The following is a 25,358-nucleotide window of genomic DNA, read 5'->3' as shown; positions in this document are numbered from 1 at the left end:
CCCCTTTTTCAAGGGGGGAATCGCATTTGTCTTCGATGATTTCGTCATCGCTTGTCTTCCCCCTTCGAAAAATGGGGGATTGAGGGGGATTTGCGCTTGCAAGCCCCAGCCTGAACGTACGTGCCATCCGTTGGGTGAACCCCGGCGGCCAAGTTCGGTCAAAATCGGGACTCGCCCCCGCATCGGAACATCGATGGACAGCCCCGAAAGCCTCGCCGGCACCGCGCCGGTTCGCCCGCCCGTCCCTGCCGACGCCGAACTGGCGCGCCTGCACGACGCCTTCCGCGAACTGCGCGAGGCGCTGTCGGCGGAGATCGTCGGCCAGGCGGCCCTGATCGAACGCCTGCTGATCGCCTTGCTCGCCGACGGCCACCTGCTGGTCGAGGGCGCGCCCGGCCTGGCCAAGACCAGCGCGGTGCGCGCGCTGGCCGCACGCCTGGAAGCCGACTTCGCGCGCGTGCAGTTCACTCCCGATCTGCTGCCGGCCGATCTCACCGGCACCGAGGTCTGGCGCCCGCAGGACGGCCGCTTCGAATTCCAGGCCGGGCCGATCTTCCATCCCATCCTGCTGGCCGACGAGATCAACCGTGCGCCGGCCAAGGTGCAGTCGGCGCTGCTGGAGGCGATGGGCGAGCGCCAGGTCACCGTCGGGCGCGCCACCTATGCGCTGCCGCCGTTGTTCCTGGTGATGGCCACGCAGAACCCGATCGAGCAGGAGGGCACCTTCCCGCTGCCCGAGGCCCAGCTCGACCGCTTCCTGATGCACGTGCGCATCGGCTATCCAGAAGCGGCGGCGGAGGCCGAGATCCTGCGCCTGGCGCGCGAACGCGCGCGCGATTCGCTGCGCGCCGCGGCGCCGATCGAACGCCGCATGCCGCTGGACGACGTGTTCGCCGCGCGCGCGGCGGTGCTGTCGTTGCACGTCGCGCCCGCGGTCGAACGCTATCTGATCGAACTGGTGCTGGCCTCGCGCGACGCCGCGCGCTACGACGCCGCGCTGGCGCGCCGGATCGCCTGGGGCGCCAGCCCGCGCGGCTCGATCGCGCTGGAGCGTTGCGCGCGCGCGCATGCCTGGCTCGCCGGCCGCGACTACGTGACCCCGGACGACGTGCGCGCGATCGCGCCGGAAGTACTGCGCCATCGCATCCTGCCCAGTTACGAGGCCACCGCCGAGGGCTGGGACGGCGACCGCCTGCTGGCCGAACTGCTGCAGCGCGTGCCGCTGCCGTGAGGGCCGCGGGCCGGCCAACGGACGCGGGCATGAGCAAGCGTCGGCCGTCGAAGGAGTAGGGCCGTGGCGAACGACTCCCACCCGCCGAACTCCGATTCGCGCGCCCAGTCCGGCGACGGCATCGTCCCCGGTCTGGCCGAGCTGGTCGCGCTGCGCGCCGCCGTCGGCGGCCGCCGCAACGCGCGCCTGGGACGCCACGGCGTCAGCGGCCATGCGCTGTCGCCGCTGCGCGGCCGCGGCATGGAATACGCCGAATCGCGCGAGTACTCCAACGGCGACGACGCGCGCCATATCGACTGGCGCCTGACCGCGCGTACCGGCCGCGCCCACACCAAGCTGTTCCAGGCCGAGCGCGAACGCCTCAGCCTGATCGTCGCCGATACCTCGCCGTCCTTGTATTTCGGCACCCGTGTGCGCTTCAAGTCGGTGCAGGCCGCGCGCGCCGGCGCGATCGCGGCCTGGGCTGCGGCGCGCGACGGCGACCGCATCGCCGCATTGCGCGGCAGCGTGCGCGAGGCGCCGGTGGCGCCGGCTTCGGGGCCGCGCGGGGCCTTGCGCGTGCTCGATGCGCTGGTGCGCTGGTACGCGCGTCCGCCCGAGGACGACGCCGGCCTGGCGGTGGCGCTGGACCACGCCGAACGGCTGCTGCGACCGGGCTCGCGTCTGGTGGTGCTGGCCGATCCGCGCAGTTTGGAGCGCGTGCCCGAACGTCGTTGGCCGGCGCTGGCGCAGCACCACGAAGTGATCGTGCTGCTGCTGACCGATCCGCTGGAGCGCGCGCCGCCGGCGGCGGCGCTGCCGTTCCGCAGCGGCGAGCGCCGTATCGAACTCGACCTGGGCGTGCCGGCGCAGCGTCAGCGCTGGGCGCAGGAATTCGTAGCGCCGGTGGCGGCCGCGCTGGAGAAACTGCCCTCGCGCGGCGTGCGCGCGCAGGCGCTGTCGACCGAGGCGCCCAGCGAATCCTGGTTGCCGCTGCTGGGCCGCGCGCGGCCGCTGGTGGCGTGATGGCCGATCCGACCCTGCTGCTGCGCGATGTGCACGACACCGCCGCGCCCTCGTGGTGGCCGCCGGCGCCCGGCTGGTGGATGGTGTTCGCGGCGGTCGCACTGATCGCGTCGGTAGTGTGGTTCCTGCGCGCGCGCCGGCAGCGCAAGCGCCGCACGGCCGAACGCGTGTTCGACGATGCGCTCGCGGACGCGGCGACGCCGGCCGCGCAGGTCGCGGCGATGTCGGAACTGCTGCGCCGCGCGTCGCGCCGCCGCGAAGGCGCCGCCGACCGCCTGCAGGGCGAGGACTGGCTGTCCTTCCTCGACCGCGGCGCCAAGTCGCCGCAGTTCGTCGAAGCCGCGGGGCGCCTGCTGTTGGACGGTGGTTTCCGCCGCGACGTCGATCCCTTGCAGGTCGAGGCGTTGCGCGTGCCGGTGCGCGCGCGTTTCCTCGAACTGATGGGCGTGCGCTGATGGACGCGCTGACCGGTTACTTCAATCAGGCGCGCGATGCGTTCGCGTGGCCGTGGTGGCTGCTGGCCTTGCCGCTGCCGCTGCTGGCGCGCTGGCTGCTGCCGGTGGCGCGCGACGGCTCGGCGGCGTTGAAGGTGCCGTTCGGCGAACGCCTGGACGCGGTCGCCGCGGTCGGCGGCCACGGCCTGCGCGGGCGCGGTCCCGGCTGGCTGGCCTGGGCGGCCTGGGCGCTGCTGTGCGTGGCGGCGGCGCGGCCGCAGGAACTCGGCGACGCGGTGCAGCCGCCGCAGGTCGGGCGCGACCTGATGCTGGCGCTGGATCTGTCGGGCAGCATGCGCGAACCGGACATGGAGCTGGGCGGCGAGCCGGTCGATCGCCTGACCGCGGCCAAGGCGGTGTTGTCGGACTTCCTCGATCGCCGCGTCGGCGATCGCGTCGGCCTGCTGGTGTTCGGCCGCCGCGCCTACGCGCTGGCGCCGCTGACGCTGGACCGCGCGACCGTGCGCGATCAACTTGCCGACAGCGTGGTCGGTCTGGCTGGCCAGGAGACCGCGATCGGCGACGCGATCGCGTTGGCGGTGAAGCGCCTGCGCACGCAGCCGGCCGAGCAGCGCGTGCTGATCCTGCTCACCGACGGCGTCAACACCGCCGGCGCGATCGACCCCAAGAAGGCCGCCGAACTGGCCCTGGCCGATCAGGTGCGCGTGCACACCGTGGCCTTCGGCGGCGACGGCGCGCTGTCGCTGTTCGGCATCAAGCTGCCGATGCCGGGCGCTGGCGACGACATCGACGAAACCACGTTGCGCGCGGTCGCCAAGGACACCGGCGGGCGTTTCTTCCGCGCGCGCGACACCTCGGAACTGGCCGGCATCTACGCCGAGATCGATCGCCTGGAACCGGTGCAACGGCCGGGCCAGGCGGTGCGTCCGCGCATCGAACGCTACGCCTGGCCGCTCGCGGGCGCGTTCGTGCTGGCCTTGCTGGCGTTCGCCTGGCAGGGGAGGCGGCGCGCATGAGCCAGTGGCTGGGCGAGTTTTCGCAATTGCATCTGCTGCGTCCGCACTGGCTGTGGGCGCTGCTGACCCTGCCGGCTCTGGCGCTGTGGTGGCGCGCGCGCCGGCGCCGCGCCAATGCCTGGCGCAACACGGTCGATCCGCACCTGCTGCCGCACCTGCTCGAAGCCGGGCAGGACCGGCGCACGCGCTACGGCGCCTGGCTGGCGATGCTGGGCGGCGTGCTGGCGGTGCTGGCCCTGGCCGGACCGAGCTGGCGCCAGACCGAACAGGCGCTGTGGCAGAGCCGCGCGCCGCTGGTGATCGCACTGGATCTGTCCAGCGCCGCGCTCGCCGCCGATCTGCCGCCCTCGCGCCTGGCCCAGGCGCGGTCCAAGATCGCCACCCTGCTGCGCGAACGCGACGGCGGCCAGGTTGGCCTGGTCGCTTACGCCGGCGATGCGTTCACGGTGGCGCCGCTGACCGACGACGCGGCCAACGTCGCCTTGTTCCTGGACTCGCTGAGTCCCGACGTGATGCCGGTGGACGGCCAGCGCGGCGATCGCGCGATCGCCTGGTCGGCGCGACTGCTGCGCCGCGCCGGTTTCGAGCGCGGCGACATCCTGCTGCTCACCGATCACAGCGACGCGCGCACCCGCGCGGCCGCTGCCGAAGCCGCGTCCGCGGGCTACCGCGTGCTCGCGTTGGGCCTGGGCAGCGTCGCCGGCGCGGCGATCCGACGCAGCGACGGCAGTATCGTCGGGGTCAAGCTGGACCCGGATTCGCTGCGCGATCTGGCGTCCGCCGGTGGCGGCGCCTACGCGGCCATGAGCGGCGACGACGAGGATCTGCGCGCCTTGGGCGTGCTTACGCCCAAAGCCACCGATGCGACCGCGGCCAAGGGCGCCAAGGGGCGGGTCTGGCAGGACGAAGGCTATTGGTTGCTGCCGCCGCTGTTGCTGCTGGCGCTGTTCGCGTTCCGCCGTCGCGGCGGCGCGTTGGCGGCGCTGCTGCTGTGCGCGTGGTTGCCGTGGCAGCCCGCACAGGCCGCCGACCTGTGGCAGCGGCCCGACCAGGTCGAACACCGGCGCATGCAGGAAGGCAGCCAGGCCTACCGCGGCGGCGATTACCCGCGCGCCGCGCGTCTGTACCGCGAGTCCGGCGCCGACAGCGCCGACGCGCACTACAACCTTGGCAACGCCCTGGCCAAGGCCGGCCAGTATCCGCAGGCCATCGCCGCCTACGACCGCGCGCTGCGCCTGCAACCGGGCATGGCCGATGCGCTGGCCAACAAGCGCGCGGTGGAAGCGGCGATGAAGCGCAAGCCGCCGCCGAAAGACAAATCGCAACAGAACCAGTCTTCGCAGGGCGGCCAGGGCCAGCAGCAGCAACAGCAGAATCCGCAGCAGGGCGAACAGAAACAGCAAAAGCCCGAGCAAGGCCAGCCCAAGCCCGAACGCGACCAGTCCGCATCGCCCAAGCCCGATCCGGCCGCCACCGCCAAGGCGCAGGAGCAGGCCGATCGCGCCCAACGCGAGCGCATGCAGCGCGCGCTGCAGCAACAGCAGGACGAGCAGCCGGCGCAAGCGCGCAAGCGCGGCAAGGAAACCGCGCAGCAGCGCGAGGTCCGCATCGCCAACGAGGCCTGGCTCAAGCGCGTGCCCGACGATCCGGGCGGGCTGCTGCGCGAGAAATTCCGTATCGAGCACGAACGCCGCCAGGTCCTGGGCGAGCAAGGAGATTGACCGCGATGCCGCGCATGCCGTCCTTCCACGTCCGCACCGTCGGCCAGTTCGCGCTGTGGCTGCTGCTGTGCCTGGCCAGTGCCGGCGCGCTCGCGCAACCGCGCGCGTGGCTGGACCGCGACAGCATGAACGCCGGCGAGACGGTCACGCTCAACATCGAGACCACCTCGGTCGCCGGCGCCGGTCCCGACTATTCGCCGTTGAACAAGGACTTCGAGGTCAGCAACAACACCAGCCGGCGTTCGTTCGAGCGCAGCAACGGCCAGTTCGTGACCCGCTCGCTGTACGGCGTGGCGCTGCGTCCGCGTCGCGACGGCCGCCTGACCGTGCCGTCGCTGAGCGTGGGCGGCGAGCGCACGGCGCCGCTGACCCTGGTGGTGGCGCCGGTGGCCGCGCGCGCGCCGGCGCGCGCTGGCGACGACGTTTTCATCGAGAGCGAGGCCGACGCCGCCGATCCTTACGTGCAGCAGGCGGTGGGCTGGGTGGTGCGGCTGTATTCGGCGGTGCCGATCGTGACGGGCCAGCTCGACCAGCCGGCGCCGCAGGGCGCTTCGTTCCAGCGCGTCGGCGACGACGCGCAGTACTCGCGCGAACTGGCCGGCCGGCGCTACAACGTGGTCGAGCGCCGCTACCTGCTGGTGCCCGAACGCAGCGGCGCGGTCGACGTGCCGGGCGCGCGTTTCGAGGGCCGCACCGCACCCAGCTTCTTCGACGGCATGTTCGGCAACAACGGCGACAGCCTGCGCACCGCGGCGGCGGCCAAGCGCCTGCAGGTGCGCGCGATGCCGGCCGACGCGCCGCAGCCGTGGCTGCCGTTGCGCGATCTGCAGCTGCGCTACCAGTCGGCGCCGCAGGATCTGCGCGCCGGCAGCGCCGCGACCCTGACCGTGGAGGTCAGCGCCGACGGCGCCACCGCCGCGCAGCTGCCCGAGTTGCAGTTGCCGCCGATCGACGGCGTGCAGGTGTTCGCCGAGCCGGTGCAGTCGCAGGAAAACTTCGTCAACGGCCGTCCGCGGGTCAAGCTCACGCGCAAGTTCTCGCTGGTGCCCTCGCGCACCGGCGAGGCGCGCATGGACGGCCTGCGGTTGGGCTGGTGGGACGTGGCCGGCGGCAGCGCGCGCAGCGCCCAGCTGCCGCCGCTGAGCTGGAAGATCCTCGCCGCCGACGGCTCGACGCCGGCGCCGCTGCCGGCATCGGCGGCGGCCACCGACGCCAAGGCCGCGTCCACCGCCTCGCCGATCGCCGCGATCGCCCAGGACCCGGCCGCGCGCTGGTGGGCGTTGGCGGCGCTGGTGTTCGCGGCGCTGTGGCTGGCGACGCTGGTGTGGGCCTTGCATCTGCGCGCGCACCCGTCGGCGGCGCGCGCCGACGCGGCCGCGCCGCGCACGCCTGCGGGCGAGGGCGCGCCGGCGCCGCTGCCCGCGCCCGGACGCCGCGGCTCGCTCAAGCAGGTGCTGGACAGCGGCGACTTCGGCGAGGTCGCGGCGGCCTTGTGCGCGCTGGCGCAGCCGCCGGCGGCCGACATCGACGAGGTGATCGCACGCCTGGACGATCCTGCCCAACGCGCGGCGCTGCAGGCAATGCAGCGTGCGCGCTGGGCCGGCGGCGACGGGCCGGCTGCGCGCGCGCAGCTGCGCGCCGCGTTCGCGCAAGGGCCGCGCTGGCGCGCGGTGCGGACGGCGCCGGCCTCGCCGCTGCCGCCGCTGTATCCGCAGCGCTGAACGAGACGCGCTCCCACCCCAAGGCCCGATCGGGCGCGTCGCGGCCCGTCCGGCCCGGTTTGCTAAGCTCCGCAGGTTATTTTTGGGAGCGGGACGATGACCGAAGCGAATACCGGCGCCGGCGGCGCCCAGCCCACCCGTAGGGACGGCAAGCTGCCGCTGCACTGGAAGATGGCGATCGGTTTCGTGGCCGGCCTCGCGCTGGGCCTGATCGTGCACTACGGCATCGGCGGCGACGCGGGCTGGGTCAAGGGCCTCACCACCTACGTCACCCAGCCGGTGGCGACGATCTTCCTGCGCCTGATCTTCATGCTGGTGATCCCGCTGCTGTTCTCGGCGCTGGTGATCGGCGTGTCGGAGATGGGTGACGTGCGCGCCTTCGGCCGCATCGGCTGGCGCACCCTGGCCTTCACCGTGCTGATGTCGGCGATCGCTGTAGCGATCGGCCTGGGCCTGGTGAACTGGGTCAAGCCCGGTGCGGGCGTGGACCCGGCGCTGGCGCAGCAGTTGCTGGCCGAGAACGCCGAGCGCGCCAAGGCCATCGTCAGCGACGTCGGCAGCCAGCCCAAGGGCATGGACATGCTGCTGTCGATCGTGCCCGACAACGTGGTCAAGGCCGCGGCCGAGAACACCATCCTGGCGGTGATGTTCTTCGCCCTGATGATGGGCATCGGCATGGTGCTGACCCAGTCGCCGGCGGTGGACACGCTCAAGCGCGGCATCCAGGGGCTGTTCGACGTCTCGATGACGCTGATCGGCCTGGTCATCCGGCTGGCGCCGTACGCGGTGTTCTGCCTGATGTTCAACATGACCGTGGTGTTCGGCGCGGACCTGCTGGCCAAGCTGGCCAGCTATGTGGTGGTGGTGGTGGCGGCGCTGGCGCTGCACCTGTTCGTGACCTATTCGCTGGCGTTGCGCTTCCTCGGCGGCTGGTCGCCGCTGAAATTCTTCCGCGGCGCGCAGGAACTGATGCTGCTGGCGTTCTCCACCGCATCCAGCAACGCCAGCCTGCCGACCGCGCTGCGCGTGGCCGACGAGATCGGCCTGCCGCGCCGCGTCTCGCGCTTCGTGCTGACCGTGGGCGCCACCGCCAACCAGAACGGCACCGCGCTGTTCGAGGGCGTGACGGTGATCTTCCTGGCCCAGTTCTTCGGCGTCGAGCTGAGCCTGGCGCAGCAGATCACGGTGATGTTCGTCTGCATCCTGGGCGGCATCGGCACCGCCGGCGTCCCCTCGGGTTCGCTGCCGGTGATCGCGCTGATCTGCGGCATGGTCGGCGTTCCGCCGGAGGGCATCGGCCTGATCCTGGGCGTGAACCACTTCCTCGACATGTGCCGGACCACCCTCAACGTCACCGGCGACCTGGCCGTGGCCGCGGTGGTGTCGCGCGGCGAGACCGATCCGCCGGCCGAGCGCCTGGCCGACTGAGTCGGGGCGGTCCGTCCGGCCCGACGCGCAAAGCCCGCTACGGCGGGCTTTGCCGTTTTTGCGCCCCGGCCGCGCCGATCCGGCGCGACAGGGCGGCGCGCGGATGGGACAATGGGGGCTGTTTCCTTCTCCCGCGGGAGAAGGTGCCCGCAGGGCGGATGAGGGTCCGGGACGAGTCCGTCGCTCCGCGCTCGCGCCGAACCCTCACCCCAACCCCTCTCCCGAGGGCAGACGGGCTCATTCCACCGCAACCGCAGACGCCATGACGACGCCCAGCCGCCGCGACCTCGCCAACGCCATCCGATTCCTCGCCATCGACGCGGTGCAGGCCGCCAACTCCGGCCATCCCGGCATGCCCATGGGCATGGCCGATATCGCCGAAGTGCTTTGGAACGACTACCTCAACCACAACCCGAACAATCCGAAGTGGTTCAACCGCGACCGCTTCGTGCTGTCCAACGGCCATGGTTCGATGCTGCAGTACGCGTTGCTGCACCTGGCGGGCTACGACCTGTCGATCGACGAGCTCAAGCGCTTCCGCCAGCTCGATTCCAAGACCCCGGGCCATCCCGAGAACTTCATGACCCCGGGCGTGGAAACCACCACCGGTCCGCTGGGTCAGGGCTTCGCCAACGCGGTCGGCATGGCGCTGGCCGAGAAGCTGCTGGCGCAGCGCTTCAACCGCCCCGAACTGGCCGTGGTCGATCACCGCACCTGGGTGTTCATGGGCGACGGCTGCCTGATGGAAGGCATCTCGCACGAAGCCGCGTCGCTGGCCGGTACCTGGGGCCTGGGCAAGCTGGTCGCGTTCTGGGACGACAACAAGATCTCCATCGACGGCAACACCGACGGTTGGTTCACCGACGACACGCCGGCGCGCTTCGAGGCCTACGGCTGGCGCGTGATCCGCAACGTCAACGGCCACGATCCGGTCGAGATCAAGACCGCCATCGACACCGCGATGGCCAAGACCGACAAGCCGACCCTGATCTGCTGCCGCACCACGATCGGCTTCGGTTCGCCGGCCAAAGCGGGCAAGGAGTCCTCGCACGGCGCGCCGCTGGGCAAGGACGAAGTCATCGCCACGCGCGAGGCGCTGCAGTGGCCGCACGCGGCGTTCGAGATTCCGGAACCGATCTACGACGGCTGGCGCATGCGCAGCACCGGTCAGGTGCGCGAAGACCAGTGGAACCGCCTGTTCGACGCCTACGCCGCGCAGCATCCGGCCGAAGCCGCCGAGCTGACGCGCCGCTCGCACGCGCAACTGCCCGAGACCTTCGCCGCCGACGCCGACGCCTACCTCGCCAAGCTGCAGGCCGACGGCCAGACCATCGCCTCGCGCAAGGCCTCGCAGATGGCGATCGAAACCTTCGCGCCGCTGCTGCCGGAACTGGTCGGCGGTTCGGCCGACCTGGCCCACTCCAACCTGACCCTGTGGAAGGGCAGCAAGTCGGTGGCCACGGACGATCCCAACGCCAACTACATCTATTTCGGCGTGCGCGAATTCGCCATGACCGCGATCAGCAACGGTCTGAGCCTGCACGGCGGTTTCATTCCCTACGACGCCACCTTCCTGGTGTTCAGCGACTACGCGCGCAACGCCGTGCGCATGAGCGCGCTGATGGGCGCGCACGCGATCCACGTCTACACCCATGACTCGATCGGTCTGGGCGAGGACGGCCCCACCCACCAGCCGATCGAACACCTGGCCAGCCTGCGCTACATCCCGCACAACGACGTCTGGCGCCCCTGCGACGCGGTCGAGTCGGCCAGTTCCTGGCGCGCGGCGATCGAGCGCAAGGACGGCCCGAGCTGCCTGATCTTCTCGCGCCAGAACCTGGCCCACCAGCCGCGCAGCGACGAGCAGGTCAAGCAGATCCTGCGCGGCGGCTACGTGCTGCGCGACAGCGACGGCGCGCCGGAACTGATCCTGATCGCCACCGGTTCCGAAGTGGGCCTGGCCACCCAGGCCGCCGACGCGCTCGCCGCCGACGGCGTCAAGGTGCGCGTGGTGTCGATGCCGTCCAGCGACGTGTTCGACCGTCAGGACGCCGCCTACCGTGAATCCGTGCTGCCCAACGCGGTGCGCAAGCGCGTCGCCATTGAGGCCGGCGTCAGCGATTTCTGGCGCAAGTACGTGGGCCTGGACGGCGCCGTGATCGGCATCGACGATTTCGGCGCCTCGGCGCCGGCCGAAGCGCTGTTCCCGCACTTCGGCTTCACGGTCGAGCGCGTGATCGCCGCGGCGAAGGCCCTGGCCTGAGCCGCAGCGCCGCGGCGATGCTGCTGACGGCGATGCCGCCACCGGACACGGGCCGCGCGATGCGGCCCGTGCGGATCGAAGCGGCGGCATCGGGGCGCGGCATTTGATCGCGGCCGCGGCACGGACGTCGGCACCGCCGCGCAGCGCGCGGCGTTCGCTGCTCCCGTGCTGCGCGATGCTGTGGCTGCTCATCGCTGGCGTCGCTTCGGCGGCGCCGCCGCAGGTGGTCTGCGACCGCGAGCAAGCGCCGCGCGTCTTGCCCGACCCGACGGTCTGTCCGCGCCGCCTGGGCGTACCCGCGAGCGCCGGCGGCGCCGCCACCGCCGAGGCCTTGCTGGCGCAGGCGCGCGAACGCATCGGTGGCGGCCGCTTCGACGAAGCGCAGCGCGCGCTGGACTGCGCGCAGTCGACGATCGCCGACGCCTCCGATTGGAAACTGCGCTACGAACTGGTGCGCCAGCGCGGCGTGCTCGCCTATCGGCGCGAACTGATCCCCGATGCCCTGGGCCGCTTCGAATGCGCGCTCAAGCTGTCGACCGCGCACGCCGACAGCGAGGCGATCGCGCGCGACCTTCGCAACATCGGCAGCGCCCTGCGCCGGCTCGGCGATTTCCGCGGCGCCTTGCGCAGCCTGACCGAAAGCCTGCGCATGCAACGCGCGCGCGGCGAGGTCGGCGGCGCGGTGCTAAACAACATCGCCGACGTCTACCGCGAACTGGACGAACCCGACGAGGCGATCCGCCACTACCGCGAGGCGCTGGCGGCGTTCCAGGCGCAGGACGACCGCGTCGAGGCCGGCCACGTGCTGGAAAGCCTGGCCGAGTTGAGCCTGGACCGCGACGACGCGGCGCAAGCCCAGCGCTGGCTGCAGGACGCCCTGCAGACCTACCGCCAGGCCGGCAATCGCGCCTACGAACTGCGCGTGTACGCCGGCCTGATGCGCGCCGCGCTGGCGCGCGCCGATCTCGCCCAGGCGCGGCAGTGGCGGCAGGCCGCGCTGATCATCGCCGAGGAACACAAGCTGAGCCTGCCGGCCGGCTTGCAACTGCAGATCTCGCGCAGCGAACGCATGGAAGGCCGCGCCGACGCCGCCGTCGCGCGCCTGCGCGGCGCGCTCGCGGCGCTGCCGGAGGGCGACGTCGAACGCATCGCGCTGCTGGAAGAACTGTCGCTGGCGCAGGAAGCCGCCGGCGATCGCGGCGCCGCCATCGCGACCTTGCGTAGCGCGCACGAACAGGAGCGCGTGCTCAGCCGCGCCCAACAGGACCGTCAGCTGGGCTGGTTGCGCACGCGTTTCGAAACCGCCGAGCGCGACCGCACCATCGCCGCGCTGGAAAGCGAAAACCGCGTGCGCCGCGGCGAACTGCGCCAGCGCACCCTGTGGCTGTGGCTGACCCTGGCCGCGAGCCTGGCCGCGGCCCTGGCGGTCGGCCTGCTATGGATGCGCCGGCGCCAGCGCACGCGCCTGCTCGAAGCCGCGCGCACGGTGCGCGAGGAAGAAGCCCTGGCGCGCTACCGCCGCGAGGCCGACGCCCTGGCCGAGGACCGCAGCCTGTTGCAGGCGCTGCTGGACAGCCGCGAGGACGCGGTCTGCCTGATCGACGCCGAAGGCCAGGTGCTGGCCGCCAACCGCGCCGCCTGCGAGCTGATCGATGCCGGCGCGCGATCGCCGGTGGGGCACGCCTTCACCGACTACGTGGACGACGCCGACCGCGAGCGCTGGAGCGCGGCGTTGGAGGGCATGGAGGATGCGAGCGCGCAGACGCTGGGCTTCGCACGCCGCGGCGTGCCCGGCGCCCTGCAGGCGCAGCTTACGCCGTGGCAGCGCGGCGACGGTCTGATCGTGCTCGGGCTGCGCGACGCCGGCGCGGTGCCGATGGCGGCCTTCGCCGAGCCTGCCGCCGACACCGAAGCGCCCGCCGACGATCCCGCCCACGAGGCGCGCATGCGCGAGGATTTCCGCCGCGCGCTGGTGGAGTTGATGCTGGCGGTGGTCGAGACCTGGGAGCGCAGCACCGGCAGCAGCCGCCTGGAGCTGGCCGAACGCAGCCGCATCTGGCGCGTGACCGTCGACGACGGGCGACTGCGTGCGCGTGCGATGGAACGTTACCTGGCCCTGTCGAAGCTGCCGCGTCAGCCGCGCTGGCGCGACGTGCTGCGTTCGGCCTACTACGTGCTTGGGCATTGCACGATGGAAGCGGCCGAGCGCGACGCTCTGCAGGCCCGCGTCGACGCGGCGCTGGCCTACACCCGCCGCCGCGCGCTGGTCTGAGTCCTGCTTTCAGCGATCCGGCGCCGCCAGCTCCGGCGGCAAGCGGTTGTCGACGCAGACCACGCACACGCCGCTGAGGTTGCCGTCCTTGAACCGGTACAGGTCGTGGTGGGAGGCGTTGTCGGGATTGAAGTCCGCGGGATGGTCGACGAAGGGCATCGGCGTCTGTCCGGAGCCCGTCGCCGACTTCACGCCCAGCGCCGAGCACTGGTCGTGCGCCGCCTCGTTGGCCCAGAACCACTCGTCGACGATGCCGCAGGTCTTCTCCGGCACGCAGTAGCCCTCGGCGCTCTGGCCCAGCAGCGGGGCGTGTTCGGCGCGGTACTGCGACAGCGCCACCGGCGCGATGCTGAAGGTGCTGACGATCTTCGGCGAGGTGGTCGGATCGGCGCACCAGGCCTTGTTCTTGGCCAGCGGATCGTGGGCATGGGCGCTATGGGCGAACAACAGGCTCAGGCCGAGCAGGCAGGGCAGATGGCGCGTCATGGTCCGGTCGCGTGAGTGGATGACGGCTCCCAGTGTAGGCGGCGCCGCCCCCGCGGCTCCAACGCTTTCGGGGGCACAAACGGGGCACGAATCCGCGCCAAGCGATTGATTTTCCGAAGCGGGCAGGTCGCGGCCCGGCGGCGCTGGCGATTCGCCGCTGGCGATTCGTTCCCGCCGCGGTCCGGTTTCGTCCCGGTCGCGTACTGGCCGCGCGTCGCCCCGGGACCTAGCGTGGACTCGCCCCGTCAGCGGCGGCTCGCCACCCTAGGGCGCGCCGTCGCCGGCATCGCTAGCGTCCGCCGCCGTTGCCATGGCGGCCAAACCCGGAGACCGATATGAACCTCAAAGCCTTCAACCTGGCCCTGATGACCACGCTGCTGCTCGGCACCGCCCTGGTCGCCGAACCCGCCAGCGCCGCCAACGGCGTGCCGGGCCGCGTCATCCACGACCGCGACGACCCGGTCGGCCCCAGCACCGGCACCTGGCGCGGCAGCTACTACACCCAGTACACCGTCTGGGGCGACGGCATCGAACACATCGGCGAGGTCGGCACCACCTTCCGCACCGGTCACGAGGTCTTCGGCAATTCGTACCAGAGCTGCCACAGCGCCCTGATCGCGGAAATGAACGCCGTCGGCGGCGTCGCCGGCTGGACCGACTGCTCGCCGATGTAACCGCGTTGGGGGGATCGCGCGCCGTTCGCGGCCGCGGTCAATCGGCGGGCCGTTCGCCGTGCACGCTCACGCGTTGCGGCGACGGCTCGTCGGTCTCGAGACGGCCGGGATAGCGGTCGTACTCGGACATCGGGCTGTCCTGCGCGCAGCGCGCGTCGGGGAAACCGTAGCGCTGGCGCAACGACAGCCCGCATTCGGCCATGGCCTCGAAGGCCTGGCCCACCTGCATGCACTGCTTGTCGAAATCGCGCCGGAACGCGTCGCGGCGGCGCATGAAGTCTTCGCCGCATTTGCGCCCGATCCGGATCCGGTCCAGATCGTCCTGGGCCGCGTTGGTGCCGGCCAAACCGTATTCCTTCAGTTCGGCCTCGCTGAGGATGCGCAGGTCGCGGTTGGCGACCGTCATCATCTGGTCGGCGACCGCGGTGGCGACGCCGTTGCGCTCCAGGTAGTCGCGCACCTGGCCGTTGATCGCACGCAGTTCGGCGCTGAGTTCGGCGCGCGAGGTCGCGGTGGAGCGGTCGCGGATCAGGCGATGGATGCCGACCTTGCCCGAGATCGAGCGGGTGTCGCCCGCGGCCAGCACCAGCACGCAGGCGCTGTGGCACTGCGAATCCTCGCGGATCCAGATCGCCCAGCGCGATTCGGCGATCGAGTCGCCGGCGCGGATCGCTTCCTCGACGTGGCCGCCGGTCGAGTCCAGGTCGAGGATGCGGGTCGGAATCTCCATGCGGTCGGCCATCGCCGCCACGCGCTGGACCAGGGCGGTGAAGCCGGCGCCGATCTTGCCGCGGTAGCGCACGCGCACCATGCCGCGCGGCTGGCAGTCGCGCAGCGCGTCGACCAGGCTGAAGAATTCCAGCGAGGTCAGCGGCTCGCCGTCGCCGTGCTGGGCGTAGTCGTACTCGCAGCTGATCGAGGCCTCGCCGGCGTCGAGTTGCGCGGGCGGCCAGTAGGTGCCCTTGAGCCCGTCGGCCTTGCCCGATGGCGGCTCGCGCGCCGGCGCGGCGGAACGGTCTCCGGACTGATCGCCCATGGTGACCGCCTCCTCGCCCTTCGCATCGGACTGCGCCGGCCGCTGGCAGCCCGCCAGCACGCACAGCGACAACAGCACCGATCCGAACAGCCACCTTTTCGACATGCCTTGCTCGTCCTGATTACGGTTGCGGCCGCCCGGCGACCGCGTGGCTCGCATCGGGCGGCATGGGGTGGGACCGCATGGCCGGCGCCCGGTTCCGAGGATCGCCTGGCGGCCGGCTCCGCCATGATCGCGCGCGCAGGATGAACGCGAGCGTGATCGCGCGGACGCAGGCGCCGCGCCGGCTCAGCCCGCCGGACGCGGCGTGTCGTAGCGCTTGAAGTAGCCGTGATGGCGCAGATGGTCGTGGCGCTGGCCGATCGCGAAGTAGGCCTTGCCGCCGCGGCGCCCCGGCTGCAGGCAGGGCAGCTCGTGCTGCGCCTCGGGGTTGTTGGTGTAGTAGGCCGGAATCTTGTCGATGAAGCGGCTCAGCATCTGCGGGCCGCATTCCACGCCTTCGTAGCTGTCGAAACCGAAGCGCGGATGGCCGATGTTGAAGTCGTCCACGCAGACCACGCCGTTCTCGATCAGCGCCAGCTCGCGTTCCAGCGGCCAGGCCTCGTACCAGTGGGCATCCAGGTAGTACAGCGGGCAGCGGAACTGGTCGCGGAACTTGGCGATCAGCTCGGGCGAATCCAGCTTCTCGACATGGGTATGCGGCATGAAACCGACGCGGCGCTTGACCAGGTCCACGTAGCGGTCGACCACGTCGCAGGTGACGATGTTGAGGTGCGGATAGGTGCGCGCGAGGTACTCGGTGGTGTCGCCGACGTTGGAACCGGTCTCGATGATCGCGTCGCACTGGTAGCGTTCGATCAGATAGTCGAATTCCAGCGCGGTGGTGATGTCGAAACCGAACGGCCCGCCGTCGTCGCTGAGTTCGGCCGCGCCCAGGCGCATGGTGCGATAGAAATGCTTGTAGACGTTCTCGGCCGACATCGCGCGCCTCCCCAGGGCTGATGGAATGGGGAGTATATGCGCCGCCGGCCTCGCTACGGAGCGGCCGGCGGCGGGTTCGCTCAGGGCTGGCGGGTTTCGCGCAGCGCCAGTCCCAGCAGCCGCGCCAGCAGCCTTTCGCCCAGTCCGGACGGCGCATCCAGGGCCATGCGTCGCAGCGCCTGGGCGTCGTCGCTGCCGCCGCCGGCGATCGCGCGCGCGACGGTGGCCAGCTTGCCTCCGCGGCTGGCGGTGGCGCCCTTCAACCAGCCCAGCGCGCGCACCAGGCGTTGCTCGACCGCATCGAAGTCGCTGCCCAGCGGGTAGTCGGGCAGCAGGCCGTCGCGCCGCAGCGGCGCCAATGCCGCGCGCAGCGCCTCGGGCGTGTTGCGCCGAGCCGGTGCGGCGGTGCGGTAATCGGCGCGCAGCTTGCCTTCGTCGCGGGCGGTGTCCAGCAGCCCGCCGGCGTAGCGCGCATCGGCGATCGCCGCCATCGCCAGCACGCAGTCCTCGTCGGCGCGGCCGCGCAGGTCGGCGATGCCGTACTCGCTGATGTAGAGATCGCGCAGGTGGCGCGGGATGGTGGTGTGGCCGTAGTTCCAGACCAGGTTGGAGCTGGTCCGGCCGCCGGCCTCGCGGGTCGCGCGCAGCATCAGCACCGAGCGCGCGTCGGGCAGGGCGTGCGCCATCGCGACGAAGTTGTACTGCCCGCCCACGCCCGACACCACGCGGCCGTCGGCCAACCCGTCGGACACGGCCGCGCCCAGCGCGGTGGCCATCATGCAGGTGTTGAAGAAGCGCGCGTCGCGGCGCTGCAGGCGTTCCAGCGCCTCGTGGCCGCCGTAGAGCTCGTTGACCTCGCTGATGCGGCGCATGCCGATGCCGCGGCGCTGGTCCTCGGGCAGGCGCCGCAGCCACTCGTAGAACTCCGGCGAGCCCAGATAGAAGCCGCCGTGCAGATACTCGCCGTCGCGTTCCAGCACGGCGCGGTCGGCGTCGTCGGCGCTGCCGTCGGCGAGCCGGCGCATCAGCGCTTCGTCGTCCACCACCTTGCGCCGGATCACGCCGACTTCGACCAGGCGGCGGAAGCCTTCGTTGATCATCTCGCTGCAGCCGTACAGGCCGACCGCGAACGGCGTCAGGTCCTCGCGCCGGGCCAGTTCGGGATCCAACGCCGCCAGCACGCGCCGATAGCCGGCGTTGTCGGCGTGACGCAGCGCCAGCGCGTGGCACAGCGCATCGGCCAGCGCGCCGATGCCGATCTGCAGGGTGCCGCCGTCGGGCACCAGGGTGCTGGCGTAGAAACCGATCGCGTAGTCGGCATCGGTGACCGGCTGGCGCGGCAGGCCGAACAGCTTCGGATGCGGACCCGGCGGCGTCACCACCGCGTCGAAGTACTCCTCGGCGACGGTGGCGCTGCCGCCCAGCCAGGGCAGCTCCGGGTCGACTTCGGCGATCAGCAGCGGGCGCGGCAGGCCGCGCGCGACGATCGCATCGACCGCGTCCTGGGTGAGGTCGGTGTTGCACGACAGCGACAGGCGCGCATCGCCGTCGCGGCACGCGACCTTCTGCACGATGGCGTTGACGCCGCGGTCGGCCAGCGCGCGCGCGACGTGGGTGTAGTTGAGGCTGGCGTAGCGTTGCTGCGCCGGCGGCGAATGCAGCAAGGCGCCGGATTGCAGGTAGAACTCCTCGATCTCGATGTGCGCAGGCAGGGCGTCGCGCTTGAGCGCGGCCACGTAAGCCAGGCGCGGATAGTCGTCGCCGAAATGGCGGCTCGCGAACGGCCCGATGAAGCGCCCTTCCAGACCCTTGCCGGGGCCCGGCGGGTCCAGCGACAGCGCCGTGTACAAGTGCAGCGGGCGCGAGGGATCGGCCTGCATGCGCGCGTAGATCGCGTTCAACAGCCGGTGCGGCTTGCCCAGGCCCAGCGGGGCGCCCAGGTGCAGCGCGCCCTGGGTGCGGGCAAGCAGGAAATCGACGGCGTCGTCGAGGTGGTCGTAACGGGCGGGCGCGGTCATGCCACGGAGTATCGCACCGGCGGCGTGGACCGCTTGACATTGACGATTACGGGTGTAATCTCAAGAAAAATTACGGATGTAAACGATGCAGATCAGCGAAGCCGAATCGGTGGTGATGGACGTGCTCTGGCGCGAGCATCCGCTCGCCGCCGAGGACGTGGTCGCGGCCTTGGCGCAGCGCCAGGACTGGCAGGAGGCGACCATCAAGACCTTGCTCAACCGGCTCTTGAACAAGGGCGCGGTGCGCGCGCAGAAGCAGGGGCGGCGGTATTTGTACGCGCCGGTGCTCAAGCGCGAGGACTGGGTGCTGGAGGAAAGCCAGGGCCTGCTGCAGCGCCTGTTCGACGGCCGCGTCGCGCCGCTGGTGGCGCACTTCAGCGAGCAGCGCAAGCTCAGCCGCAAGGACATCGCCGAACTGCGCAAGCTGCTGGAGGAGCTGGACGATGAGCAGCGTTGAGATCCTGAGCGCACTGGCGGAAACCGCGCTGGCCGGCAGTGCCGCGATCGCGCTGGTGCTGCTGGTGCGGCGGCCGTGGCGGCAGCGCTTCGGCGCCGGCGCCGCCTACGCGCTATGGGCCGTGGTGCCGGTCGCGATGCTGGCGGTGCTGTTGCCGGCCGCGACGGTGGCGGTGCCCGCCTCGCCGCGTCTGGCGGCGCTGTTGCTGCAGACGGGCGGCCCCGTCGTCGCGCCAACGCCCGCGTCGCTGCCGTGGCCCGCGCTGGCCTTGGCCTTGTGGCTGGCCGGCGCGCTCGCGACGGCGGCGGTATTGCTGGTGCAGCAGCGCCGTTTCGTGCGCGCGCTGGGAACGCTGCGCAAGCGCGAGGACGGTTTGCACCAGGCCGACGCCGTCGCCGGCCTGCCGGCCGCGATCGGCCTGCTGCGCCCCACGGTGGTGGTGCCGCAGGATTTCGACAGCCGCTACAGCGCACAGGAACAGGGGCTGATGCGCGAGCACGAACGCCAGCACATCGTGCGCGGCGATCTGCAGTGCAATGCCGCGGTCGCGTTGCTGCGCTGTCTGTACTGGTTCAACCCGTTGCTGCACTACGCCGCGCGCCACTACCGCCACGACCAGGAACTGGCCTGCGACGCGCGCGTGATCGGCCGCCACCCGCGTGCGCGCCGTGCCTACGGCGAGGCCATGCTCAAGACCCTGCTGGCGTCGCGCCCCGCGCCCCTGGGCTGCCATTGGGGCTACAGCCATCCACTCAAGGAGAGGATCGAAATGCTGAAACAAGCACAGGTATCGAGGAAGCGCTGGCTGGCCGGCGCCGTTCTGGTCGGCCTGCTGGCCGCCGCCACCGGCGCGCTGGCGTGGAGCGCGCAACCCAAGCGGCTGGTGGCCGCGGCCGCGGATCATGCCTGGGTCGAGCTGGAGGTCCGGGTGGACGACAGCGACGTCAGCCGCTTCCGCGTGCTCGAGCGCTACGGCGAGGATTTCGCCGTCGACGGCCACGACGCCGGCACGCCGTGGTCGCTGCGCGGCCGCGTAACGCCGGCCGGCGACGGCATGCTGCTGTTGCAGGCCACCGTGCAGCGCAGCGGCGCGGTGATCGGCCAGCCGACGCTGAAGGTGCGTAACGGCGAGCAGGCGCGCATCACCATCGGCAGCGTGAAAGGTTCGCGCGATGCGCAGATGCTGAAAGGGTTCGATCTGAAGGTCACGATCAGCGGCGGCGCGGCGGAGGCTGCCACGTCGGCGGCGCGGCCGGCACCAACAGCCGCGCCCGGTCCGGCACCGGTATCGGCGCGCGGCATCGCTCCCGGCGCCGCACCCGCGGCGACGGCCCGACCGGCGCCTGCCGCCAAGGCGATGCCGGCGGTGCTGGCGACGCCGGCCACGCCCGCGGCCGACCACGATGTCGCCGCCTACCGCGCCCTCAGCCCGCCGCCGTATCCGAAGGATCGCAAAGTCGAAGGGCGGGTGCTGCTGGATATCCTGGTCGGCAGCGACGGTCGCGCCGAGGAGGTCAAACTGGCGCGCAGCTCCGGCGACGCCGAACTCGACGCGAGCACCGTGGAGGCCGCGCGCCAATGGCGCTTCGAACCGGCGGTGCGCGGCGGCAAGGCGGTGGCGTCGCGGGTGCAGGTGCCGGTGGAGTTCGCCCATGACGCGGGCGCCGTCGCCGACGACGCGGTCGAGCTGAGGCTCACGCCGGCCGGCGCCGGCGGCGCGGCTACGCTGGATGCGATACGCGTGGGGCAGTAAGGGCAACGAGTGCGGATGATGGTTCCATCATCCCGTCATTCCGGCGCAAGCCGGAACCCATTGTGATTTTGCTTGGCGAGCCCATGCCGCCAGCTATGCGCGCACGTCAAAATGGGTTCCGGCTTGCGCCGGAATGACGGCGGTTGGAGGGGCGGACGTGACTTGGCTGCCTACTGCGTCCGTAAGATCGTCGAAGCCCGAAGCTGAAATCAACGCTCGAATCCAAAGCTCCAATCCAAAGCGCAAGGCTCGCGCTCAGTCCCCGACCACATGCACCTCGTCGGCGATGCGCTTCACTTCGTCGGGATAGTGGCTGACGTAGATCATCGGCAGCGCGACCTCGTCGCGTACCCGCTGCAGGTAGGGCAGCAACTCGTCGCGGCGGTTCATGTCCAGCATCGACAGCGGTTCGTCCAGCAGCAGGATCCGCGGCTGCGACAGCAAGGCCCGGCCCAGGGCGACGCGCTGCATCTCGCCGCCGGACAGGCCGGCGGTGGAGCGCGGCAGCAGGGCGCCGATGCCCAGCAGGTCGACGATGGCATCGAGTTCGAAACGCGGCGCCGCGCGCGCCTCGCCGCGCAGGCCGTAGAGCAGGTTGCGGCGCACGTCCAGGTGCGGAAACAGGCGCGCGTCCTGGAATACGTAGCCGATCCGACGCCGATGCGCGGGCAGATCGATCCCGGCCTGCGCGTCGAACAAGCAGCGGCCGCCGATCTCGATGCGCCCGCGCTGCGGCCGCAGCAGGCCGGCGATCGCGTGCAGCAGCGAGGTCTTGCCGGCGCCGGATTCGCCGACCAGGGCGATCACGCGCTGCGTGCTGCGGATGCCGACGCTGCGCTCGAACGCGCCGCGGCGCAGGGTGAAATCCAGCACGTGCAGCGGCGCCTCGCTCATGCGGCGCGCTCGCGACGTTGGCGCTGCACCAGCCATTCCGACAGCAACACCGCGCCGAACGAGATCGCCACCGCGACCACGGTCAGCCGCCACAGCCCCGACTCGGCGCCGGGCACCTGCAACATGCCGTAGATCGCCGACGACAGGGTCTGGGTCTCGCCGGGAATGTTGGACACGAAGGTGATGGTGGCGCCGAATTCGCCCAGAGCCTTGGCGAAGGCCAGCACCGCGCCGGCGATCACGCCCGGCAGCGCCAGCGGCAGGGTCATGCCGAAGAACACCCGCCATGGGTTCGCGCCCAAGGTCGCCGCGGCCTGTTCGAGACGGCGGTCGACGGCCTCGATCGAGAGGCGGATCGCGCGCACCATCAGCGGAAAACCCATGATCGCGCAGGCCAGCGCGGCGCCGGTCCAGCGGAACGCGAAACTGAAACCGAAGTGGTCGGACAGGAAGCGGCCGATCGCGCCCTGGTGGCCGAACAGGATCAGCAGCACGTAGCCGGTCACCACCGGCGGCAGCACCAGCGGCAGATGCAGCAGCGCGTCCAGCAACAACTTGCCCGGGAAGCGGATGCGCGCGAGCAGCCATCCCGTCGCGATGCCCAGCGGCAGGCTGGCCAGCACCGCCACGCCGGCGACCTTGAGGCTGAGGCCGATCGCGGTCAGCTCGGCCGGGCTGAAGTCGAACATGCGCGCTTCGCGTTTACTTCAGCACGCTGAAGCCGTGGCGGCGGAACAGCGTCGCCGCGGGCGCGGTCCGCAGCCAGCGCACGAACGCGGCCGCCTGCGGGTGCGTGCTCGCGCGCAGCCGCGCGACCGGGTAGACGATCGCCGGATGGCTGTCGGCGGGGAAGGTCGCCAGCACGCGCACCTTCGGTTCGGCGCGCGCGTCGCTGGCGTACACCACGCCCAGCGGCGCCTCGCCGCGCGCGACCAGCATCAGCGCCGCGCGCACGTTCTCGGCCTCGGCGACGCGCGGCTGCAGCTGCGTCCACACGCCCAGCGATTCGAACGCCGCGCGCGCGTACTTGCCCGCCGGCACGCTCGCGGTCAGGGCCAGGGCCAGGCGGCCGTCGCCGAGCAAGGGACGCAAGTCGACGCCGGGCTTGAGCTGCAGCGGCTTGGCCGGGCTGGACGCGGGCGCGACCAGCACCAACGTGTTGCCCAGCAGGTTGCGGCGGCTGGCTTCGTCGACCAACTTGCGCTGCTGCAGGTAGTCCATCCAGTCCAGATCGGCGGACAGGAACACGTCGGCCGGCGCGCCCTGCTCGATCTGCCGCGCCAGCGCCGAACTGGCGGCGTAGGACACGCGCAGCGGCTGCCCGGTTTGGGCCTCGTAGGCGACCGCGGCCTCGTCCAGCGATTCCTTCAGGCTGGCGGCGGCGAACACGGTGATCGGTGCGGGCTTGGGCGGCGCGGCGTGGGCGACCGACAGCGACAGGCCCAGGGCGCACAGCGCGGAGAGCCAGCGGCGACGCGACAGCAGCATGGGGGAGCTCCGGTGCGGGGGACTGGGGCAGCGTAACGTGAAAGGCAGGAGTGAGCGTAGAGGCGTGAGGAGCGTCCGGTGCGGCGTTGCAGCGTTCGCCGCTCACTCCTCTGCGCTCACGTCTCGCCTCAAGGCGCGTCGATCACCCGGATCGACTCGACCTGGCGTACCCAGCGCGCGGGACGCGATTCGCCCGGCGCGATCAGGCGCCAGGGGCCGTCGTCGGCGTCCAGCGCGGCGCCGTTGCAGCGGTTGGTCAGCACCACCTCGCGCGCGCCCAGGCTGGCGTCGAGTTCGGCCAGCGAGTAGGCGGCGCGGTAGCCGTCGCGCGCCGAGATCACCACCACGCGTGCGAGCTGCGCGCCGCGCAGCGGTTCGGCCGGCATCGCGCCGGAGGCGCGCAGCAGCGCGGCCAGCGACACGCCCTCGCAGCTCAGGGTTTTGCCGTGCGCGCTGCCGACGGCGGTCACGCGCGGCAGGGCGGCGAGGCGGTCCGCATCCAGGGCCACGTCGACTGGCGCCATGCGTTGCGGCGGATCGGAGGCGTGCGCGTGCGGACTCTTCGCCGTCTCTGCGGCCGCGCCGCTCGCGGCCCAGCACAGCCCCAGGCAGAGGACGGCGATCGCGAGCGGGGTGCGGTTCGGGTGCATGGCGGCCTCAGAGCTGGTTGAGCGGGATCTTCAGGTAGCGCACGCCGTTGTCCTCGGCCTCGGGCAGGGCGCCCGCGCGCAGGTTGACCTGCAGGGCCGGCAGGATCAGCGCCGGCACCGCCAGGGTCGCGTCGCGGGCCTCGCGCATGTGCACGAAATCGGCTTCGGCGGTATCGGCGCGCACGTGGATATTGGCGCGCTTGTGTTCGCCGATGCTGCTCTCGCACAGCGGCGCGCGGCCGTTGGGGCCGTAGTCGTGGCAGACGTAGACGCGGGTGGAGTCGGGCAACTCGTACAGGTGCCGGATCGAGGCGTAGAGCATGGCCGCGTCGCCGCCGGGGAAATCGCAGCGCGCGGTGCCGCTGTCGGGCATGAACAGCGAATCGCCGACGAACACGGCGTCGCCGATCAGGTAGGCCAGGCTGTCCAGGGTGTGACCGGGCACGGCGATGGTGCGCGCACGCAAGTCGCCGATCGCGAACTCTTCCTCGTCTTCGAACAGATGGTCGAACTGGCTGCCGTCGGCGACGACCTTGGCGTCCAGGCCCAGCACCGGCACGAAGGTGCGCTGCACCTCGCGGATGCGCCGGCCGATCGCGATGCGCGCCTGCGGCAGGCGTTGCTTCAGCCAGTCCGCCGCGCTGAGGTGGTCGGCGTGCGCGTGCGTTTCCAGCAGCCAGCGCACGTCCGCGCCGCAGGCGCCGGCGGCGTCCAGGATCGCCTGCGCGGACGTACCGCCGGTGCGGCCGGAGCGGGCGTCGTAATCGAGCACCGGATCGACGATCGCGGCCTGCGACGTCGCCGGGTCGATCACCAGGTAGCTCCAGGTCCCGGTGTCGGCATGATGGAAAGACTGCACCTGCGGGGACATCGGATTCCTCTTGCTGGGGCGTCCGTGCGATTCGTGCGCCGGCGCCGTGAGCGGCGCGGCGGCGTGTAGGGCGCTCAGCGCTTCAGTGCGGCGTTGAGCAGCGCGGCCAGGTGGGTGCCGCCCCGGCGCAACTGGGCTTCGGCCTCGGGACGCCAAGTCTGCACGTATTCGGCGTCGACCGTCGCCTTGGCGGGATAAAAACCCGGCTGCGTCGCGATCCGGCACGAGGCTTCCGCCCAGCCGGCCGAATCCGGCGGCAAGGCCGGCTGCGACAGTTCCACCGTCAGCGGCAAGGCCTTGAGGCGTCGCAGCCAAGCGTCCTCGTCCAGGCCGGCGGCGTTGAGCATGCCGCTGTCCCACAGCTGGTGGACGTTGCTGCCGCGGCCGTCGAACTGGATCTGCACGTCGTTGCCGCCCTTGTCGTGGGCGTAGCCGGCGTGCAGCGGCTGGTGCGCGTCGCCGACGAAGTGGACGACGAACTTCAAAGCCTGCAGGCGTTGCTCGCGCGGAAGATCGCGGTTAGCCAGGATCCGCGTCTGGTCGTCGATCGCCGCGACCACGCAGGCGCCGTTGGGGCAGTCGCGTTCGGGCCGATAGACGCAGCCGTCCTCGCCGAGGTTGACGTAATGCCACTTGGCGCTGGTCCGGCCCAGGTCGGGATCGTGGGCGCGCAGCTCGTCGGCCCAGTTGGCGATGCCGGCCAGGCTGGGGTCGGGCTCGCCGACCAGCAGCGCGTCGATGTCGCGGCGCACGGCCGGGTCGAGTTCGTCCCAGGCCAGCAAAGCGACCAGACGATGGCCCAACGTGCCCCAGGCCAGGGCATCGATCGGCAGCAGCAACAGCAGGGCGAGGGAGAGGGCGCGCATCATCCCGTCACTTTACCGGAGCCGGCGCCGTCGCCGGCCGCCGATCGGCGGTGGCGACGGTGCCGCGTGTGT

The 25,358-nt window shown here is 71.6% G+C and carries 22 protein-coding genes; 12 read left to right on the top strand and 10 right to left on the bottom strand.

Annotated elements, in window-relative coordinates; translation table 11 throughout:
* The first annotated feature begins 193 nt into the window (after nucleotides 1-193).
* The 9 genes from LVB77_RS17990 to LVB77_RS17950 all read left to right on the top strand — a co-directional run bounded on the left by LVB77_RS17990 (nucleotide 194) and on the right by LVB77_RS17950 (nucleotide 13,112).
* Nucleotides 194-1,231: a MoxR family ATPase gene (locus LVB77_RS17990; RefSeq protein ID WP_232907433.1), complete on the top strand. Its 1,038-nt coding sequence runs from the start codon at nucleotides 194-196 to the stop codon at nucleotides 1,229-1,231.
* 63 nt (nucleotides 1,232-1,294) lie between these two features.
* Nucleotides 1,295-2,236, top strand: a complete 942-nt coding sequence (locus tag LVB77_RS17985) for a DUF58 domain-containing protein (protein WP_232907432.1) — start codon at nucleotides 1,295-1,297, stop codon at nucleotides 2,234-2,236.
* Complete coding sequence (locus LVB77_RS17980; RefSeq protein WP_232907431.1) at nucleotides 2,236-2,691, top strand: DUF4381 domain-containing protein; 456 nt, start codon at nucleotides 2,236-2,238, stop codon at nucleotides 2,689-2,691. The genes LVB77_RS17985 and LVB77_RS17980 overlap by 1 nt, the downstream gene beginning before the upstream one ends.
* Nucleotides 2,691-3,707 (top strand): VWA domain-containing protein, encoded by a 1,017-nt coding sequence (locus LVB77_RS17975; RefSeq protein WP_232907430.1) that lies wholly within the window; start codon nucleotides 2,691-2,693, stop codon nucleotides 3,705-3,707. Before LVB77_RS17980 ends, LVB77_RS17975 begins: the two co-directional genes overlap by 1 nt.
* Nucleotides 3,704-5,428 (top strand): tetratricopeptide repeat protein, encoded by a 1,725-nt coding sequence (locus tag LVB77_RS17970; RefSeq protein ID WP_232907429.1) that lies wholly within the window; start codon nucleotides 3,704-3,706, stop codon nucleotides 5,426-5,428. Before LVB77_RS17975 ends, LVB77_RS17970 begins: the two co-directional genes overlap by 4 nt.
* 5 nt (nucleotides 5,429-5,433) lie before the next feature.
* The gene (locus LVB77_RS17965; protein WP_232907428.1) at nucleotides 5,434-7,149 is read left to right on the top strand and encodes a BatD family protein; all 1,716 of its coding nucleotides are present in this window, start codon (nucleotides 5,434-5,436) and stop codon (nucleotides 7,147-7,149) included.
* A gap of 96 nt (nucleotides 7,150-7,245) precedes the next feature.
* On the top strand, nucleotides 7,246-8,577 hold the full coding sequence (locus LVB77_RS17960; RefSeq protein ID WP_232907427.1) for a dicarboxylate/amino acid:cation symporter: 1,332 nt from the start codon (nucleotides 7,246-7,248) through the stop codon (nucleotides 8,575-8,577).
* Nucleotides 8,578-8,839: 262 nt separating this feature from the next.
* A complete protein-coding gene (tkt, locus tag LVB77_RS17955; protein ID WP_232907426.1) occupies nucleotides 8,840-10,840 on the top strand; it encodes a transketolase in 2,001 nt (666 codons plus the stop codon).
* Between the two features lie 175 nt (nucleotides 10,841-11,015).
* Nucleotides 11,016-13,112 (top strand): tetratricopeptide repeat protein, encoded by a 2,097-nt coding sequence (locus LVB77_RS17950; RefSeq protein ID WP_232907425.1) that lies wholly within the window; start codon nucleotides 11,016-11,018, stop codon nucleotides 13,110-13,112.
* 9 nt (nucleotides 13,113-13,121) lie between these two features.
* On the opposite strand, the gene LVB77_RS17945 is transcribed toward LVB77_RS17950, so the two are convergent.
* A complete protein-coding gene (locus LVB77_RS17945) occupies nucleotides 13,122-13,598 on the bottom strand; it encodes a hypothetical protein (RefSeq protein WP_232907424.1) in 477 nt (158 codons plus the stop codon).
* A 335-nt stretch (nucleotides 13,599-13,933) separates the two neighbouring features.
* On the opposite strand from LVB77_RS17945, the gene LVB77_RS17940 reads away from it, so the two are divergent.
* Nucleotides 13,934-14,272 carry a hypothetical protein gene (locus LVB77_RS17940; protein WP_232907423.1) on the top strand — a complete coding sequence of 113 codons (339 nt, stop codon included), beginning with the start codon at nucleotides 13,934-13,936 and terminating at the stop codon, nucleotides 14,270-14,272.
* A gap of 37 nt (nucleotides 14,273-14,309) precedes the next feature.
* Here LVB77_RS17940 and LVB77_RS17935 read toward each other — a convergent pair whose 3' ends face one another.
* The 3 genes from LVB77_RS17935 to LVB77_RS17925 all read right to left on the bottom strand — a co-directional run bounded on the left by LVB77_RS17935 (nucleotide 14,310) and on the right by LVB77_RS17925 (nucleotide 18,307).
* Nucleotides 14,310-15,413 (bottom strand): hypothetical protein, encoded by a 1,104-nt coding sequence (locus LVB77_RS17935; protein WP_232907422.1) that lies wholly within the window; start codon nucleotides 15,411-15,413, stop codon nucleotides 14,310-14,312.
* A gap of 183 nt (nucleotides 15,414-15,596) precedes the next feature.
* Complete coding sequence (locus tag LVB77_RS17930; RefSeq protein ID WP_232907421.1) at nucleotides 15,597-16,289, bottom strand: hypothetical protein; 693 nt, start codon at nucleotides 16,287-16,289, stop codon at nucleotides 15,597-15,599.
* An 80-nt stretch (nucleotides 16,290-16,369) separates the two neighbouring features.
* Nucleotides 16,370-18,307, bottom strand: coding sequence for an acetyl-CoA hydrolase/transferase C-terminal domain-containing protein (locus tag LVB77_RS17925; protein ID WP_232907420.1), 1,938 nt, complete (start codon nucleotides 18,305-18,307; stop codon nucleotides 16,370-16,372).
* Nucleotides 18,308-18,392: 85 nt separating this feature from the next.
* Between LVB77_RS17925 and LVB77_RS17920 the strand changes: the two genes are divergently transcribed.
* Together LVB77_RS17920 and LVB77_RS17915 are read left to right on the top strand one after the other, a co-directional pair.
* Entirely contained in the window at nucleotides 18,393-18,764 is a 372-nt protein-coding gene (locus LVB77_RS17920; RefSeq protein ID WP_232907419.1) for a BlaI/MecI/CopY family transcriptional regulator, read from the top strand.
* Entirely contained in the window at nucleotides 18,751-20,517 is a 1,767-nt protein-coding gene (locus LVB77_RS17915; RefSeq protein WP_232907418.1) for a TonB family protein, read from the top strand. The genes LVB77_RS17920 and LVB77_RS17915 overlap by 14 nt, the downstream gene beginning before the upstream one ends.
* 255 nt (nucleotides 20,518-20,772) lie before the next feature.
* On the opposite strand, the gene LVB77_RS17910 is transcribed toward LVB77_RS17915, so the two are convergent.
* The 6 genes from LVB77_RS17910 to LVB77_RS17885 all read right to left on the bottom strand — a co-directional run bounded on the left by LVB77_RS17910 (nucleotide 20,773) and on the right by LVB77_RS17885 (nucleotide 25,286).
* On the bottom strand, nucleotides 20,773-21,396 hold the full coding sequence (locus LVB77_RS17910) for an ATP-binding cassette domain-containing protein (RefSeq protein WP_232910353.1): 624 nt from the start codon (nucleotides 21,394-21,396) through the stop codon (nucleotides 20,773-20,775).
* Nucleotides 21,397-21,407: 11 nt separating this feature from the next.
* Nucleotides 21,408-22,100: a molybdate ABC transporter permease subunit gene (modB, locus tag LVB77_RS17905; RefSeq protein ID WP_232907417.1), complete on the bottom strand. Its 693-nt coding sequence runs from the start codon at nucleotides 22,098-22,100 to the stop codon at nucleotides 21,408-21,410.
* Between the two features lie 13 nt (nucleotides 22,101-22,113).
* The gene (modA, locus tag LVB77_RS17900) at nucleotides 22,114-22,899 is read right to left on the bottom strand and encodes a molybdate ABC transporter substrate-binding protein (RefSeq protein WP_232907416.1); all 786 of its coding nucleotides are present in this window, start codon (nucleotides 22,897-22,899) and stop codon (nucleotides 22,114-22,116) included.
* A gap of 128 nt (nucleotides 22,900-23,027) precedes the next feature.
* Entirely contained in the window at nucleotides 23,028-23,423 is a 396-nt protein-coding gene (locus tag LVB77_RS17895) for a molybdopterin-dependent oxidoreductase (protein WP_232907415.1), read from the bottom strand.
* 133 nt (nucleotides 23,424-23,556) lie between these two features.
* Nucleotides 23,557-24,420 (bottom strand): MBL fold metallo-hydrolase, encoded by an 864-nt coding sequence (locus LVB77_RS17890; RefSeq protein ID WP_232907414.1) that lies wholly within the window; start codon nucleotides 24,418-24,420, stop codon nucleotides 23,557-23,559.
* Between the two features lie 74 nt (nucleotides 24,421-24,494).
* Nucleotides 24,495-25,286, bottom strand: a complete 792-nt coding sequence (locus LVB77_RS17885; protein WP_232907413.1) for a S1/P1 nuclease — start codon at nucleotides 25,284-25,286, stop codon at nucleotides 24,495-24,497.
* Nucleotides 25,287-25,358: the final 72 nt, after the last annotated feature.

Origin of the sequence: Lysobacter sp. 5GHs7-4 (assembly GCF_021284765.1) — a bacterium.
Classification (GTDB): Bacteria; Pseudomonadota; Gammaproteobacteria; order Xanthomonadales; family Xanthomonadaceae; genus Lysobacter.
The sequence above is the reverse complement of the archived record's forward strand: the minus strand, read 5'-3'. Positions and strand labels throughout refer to the sequence as shown.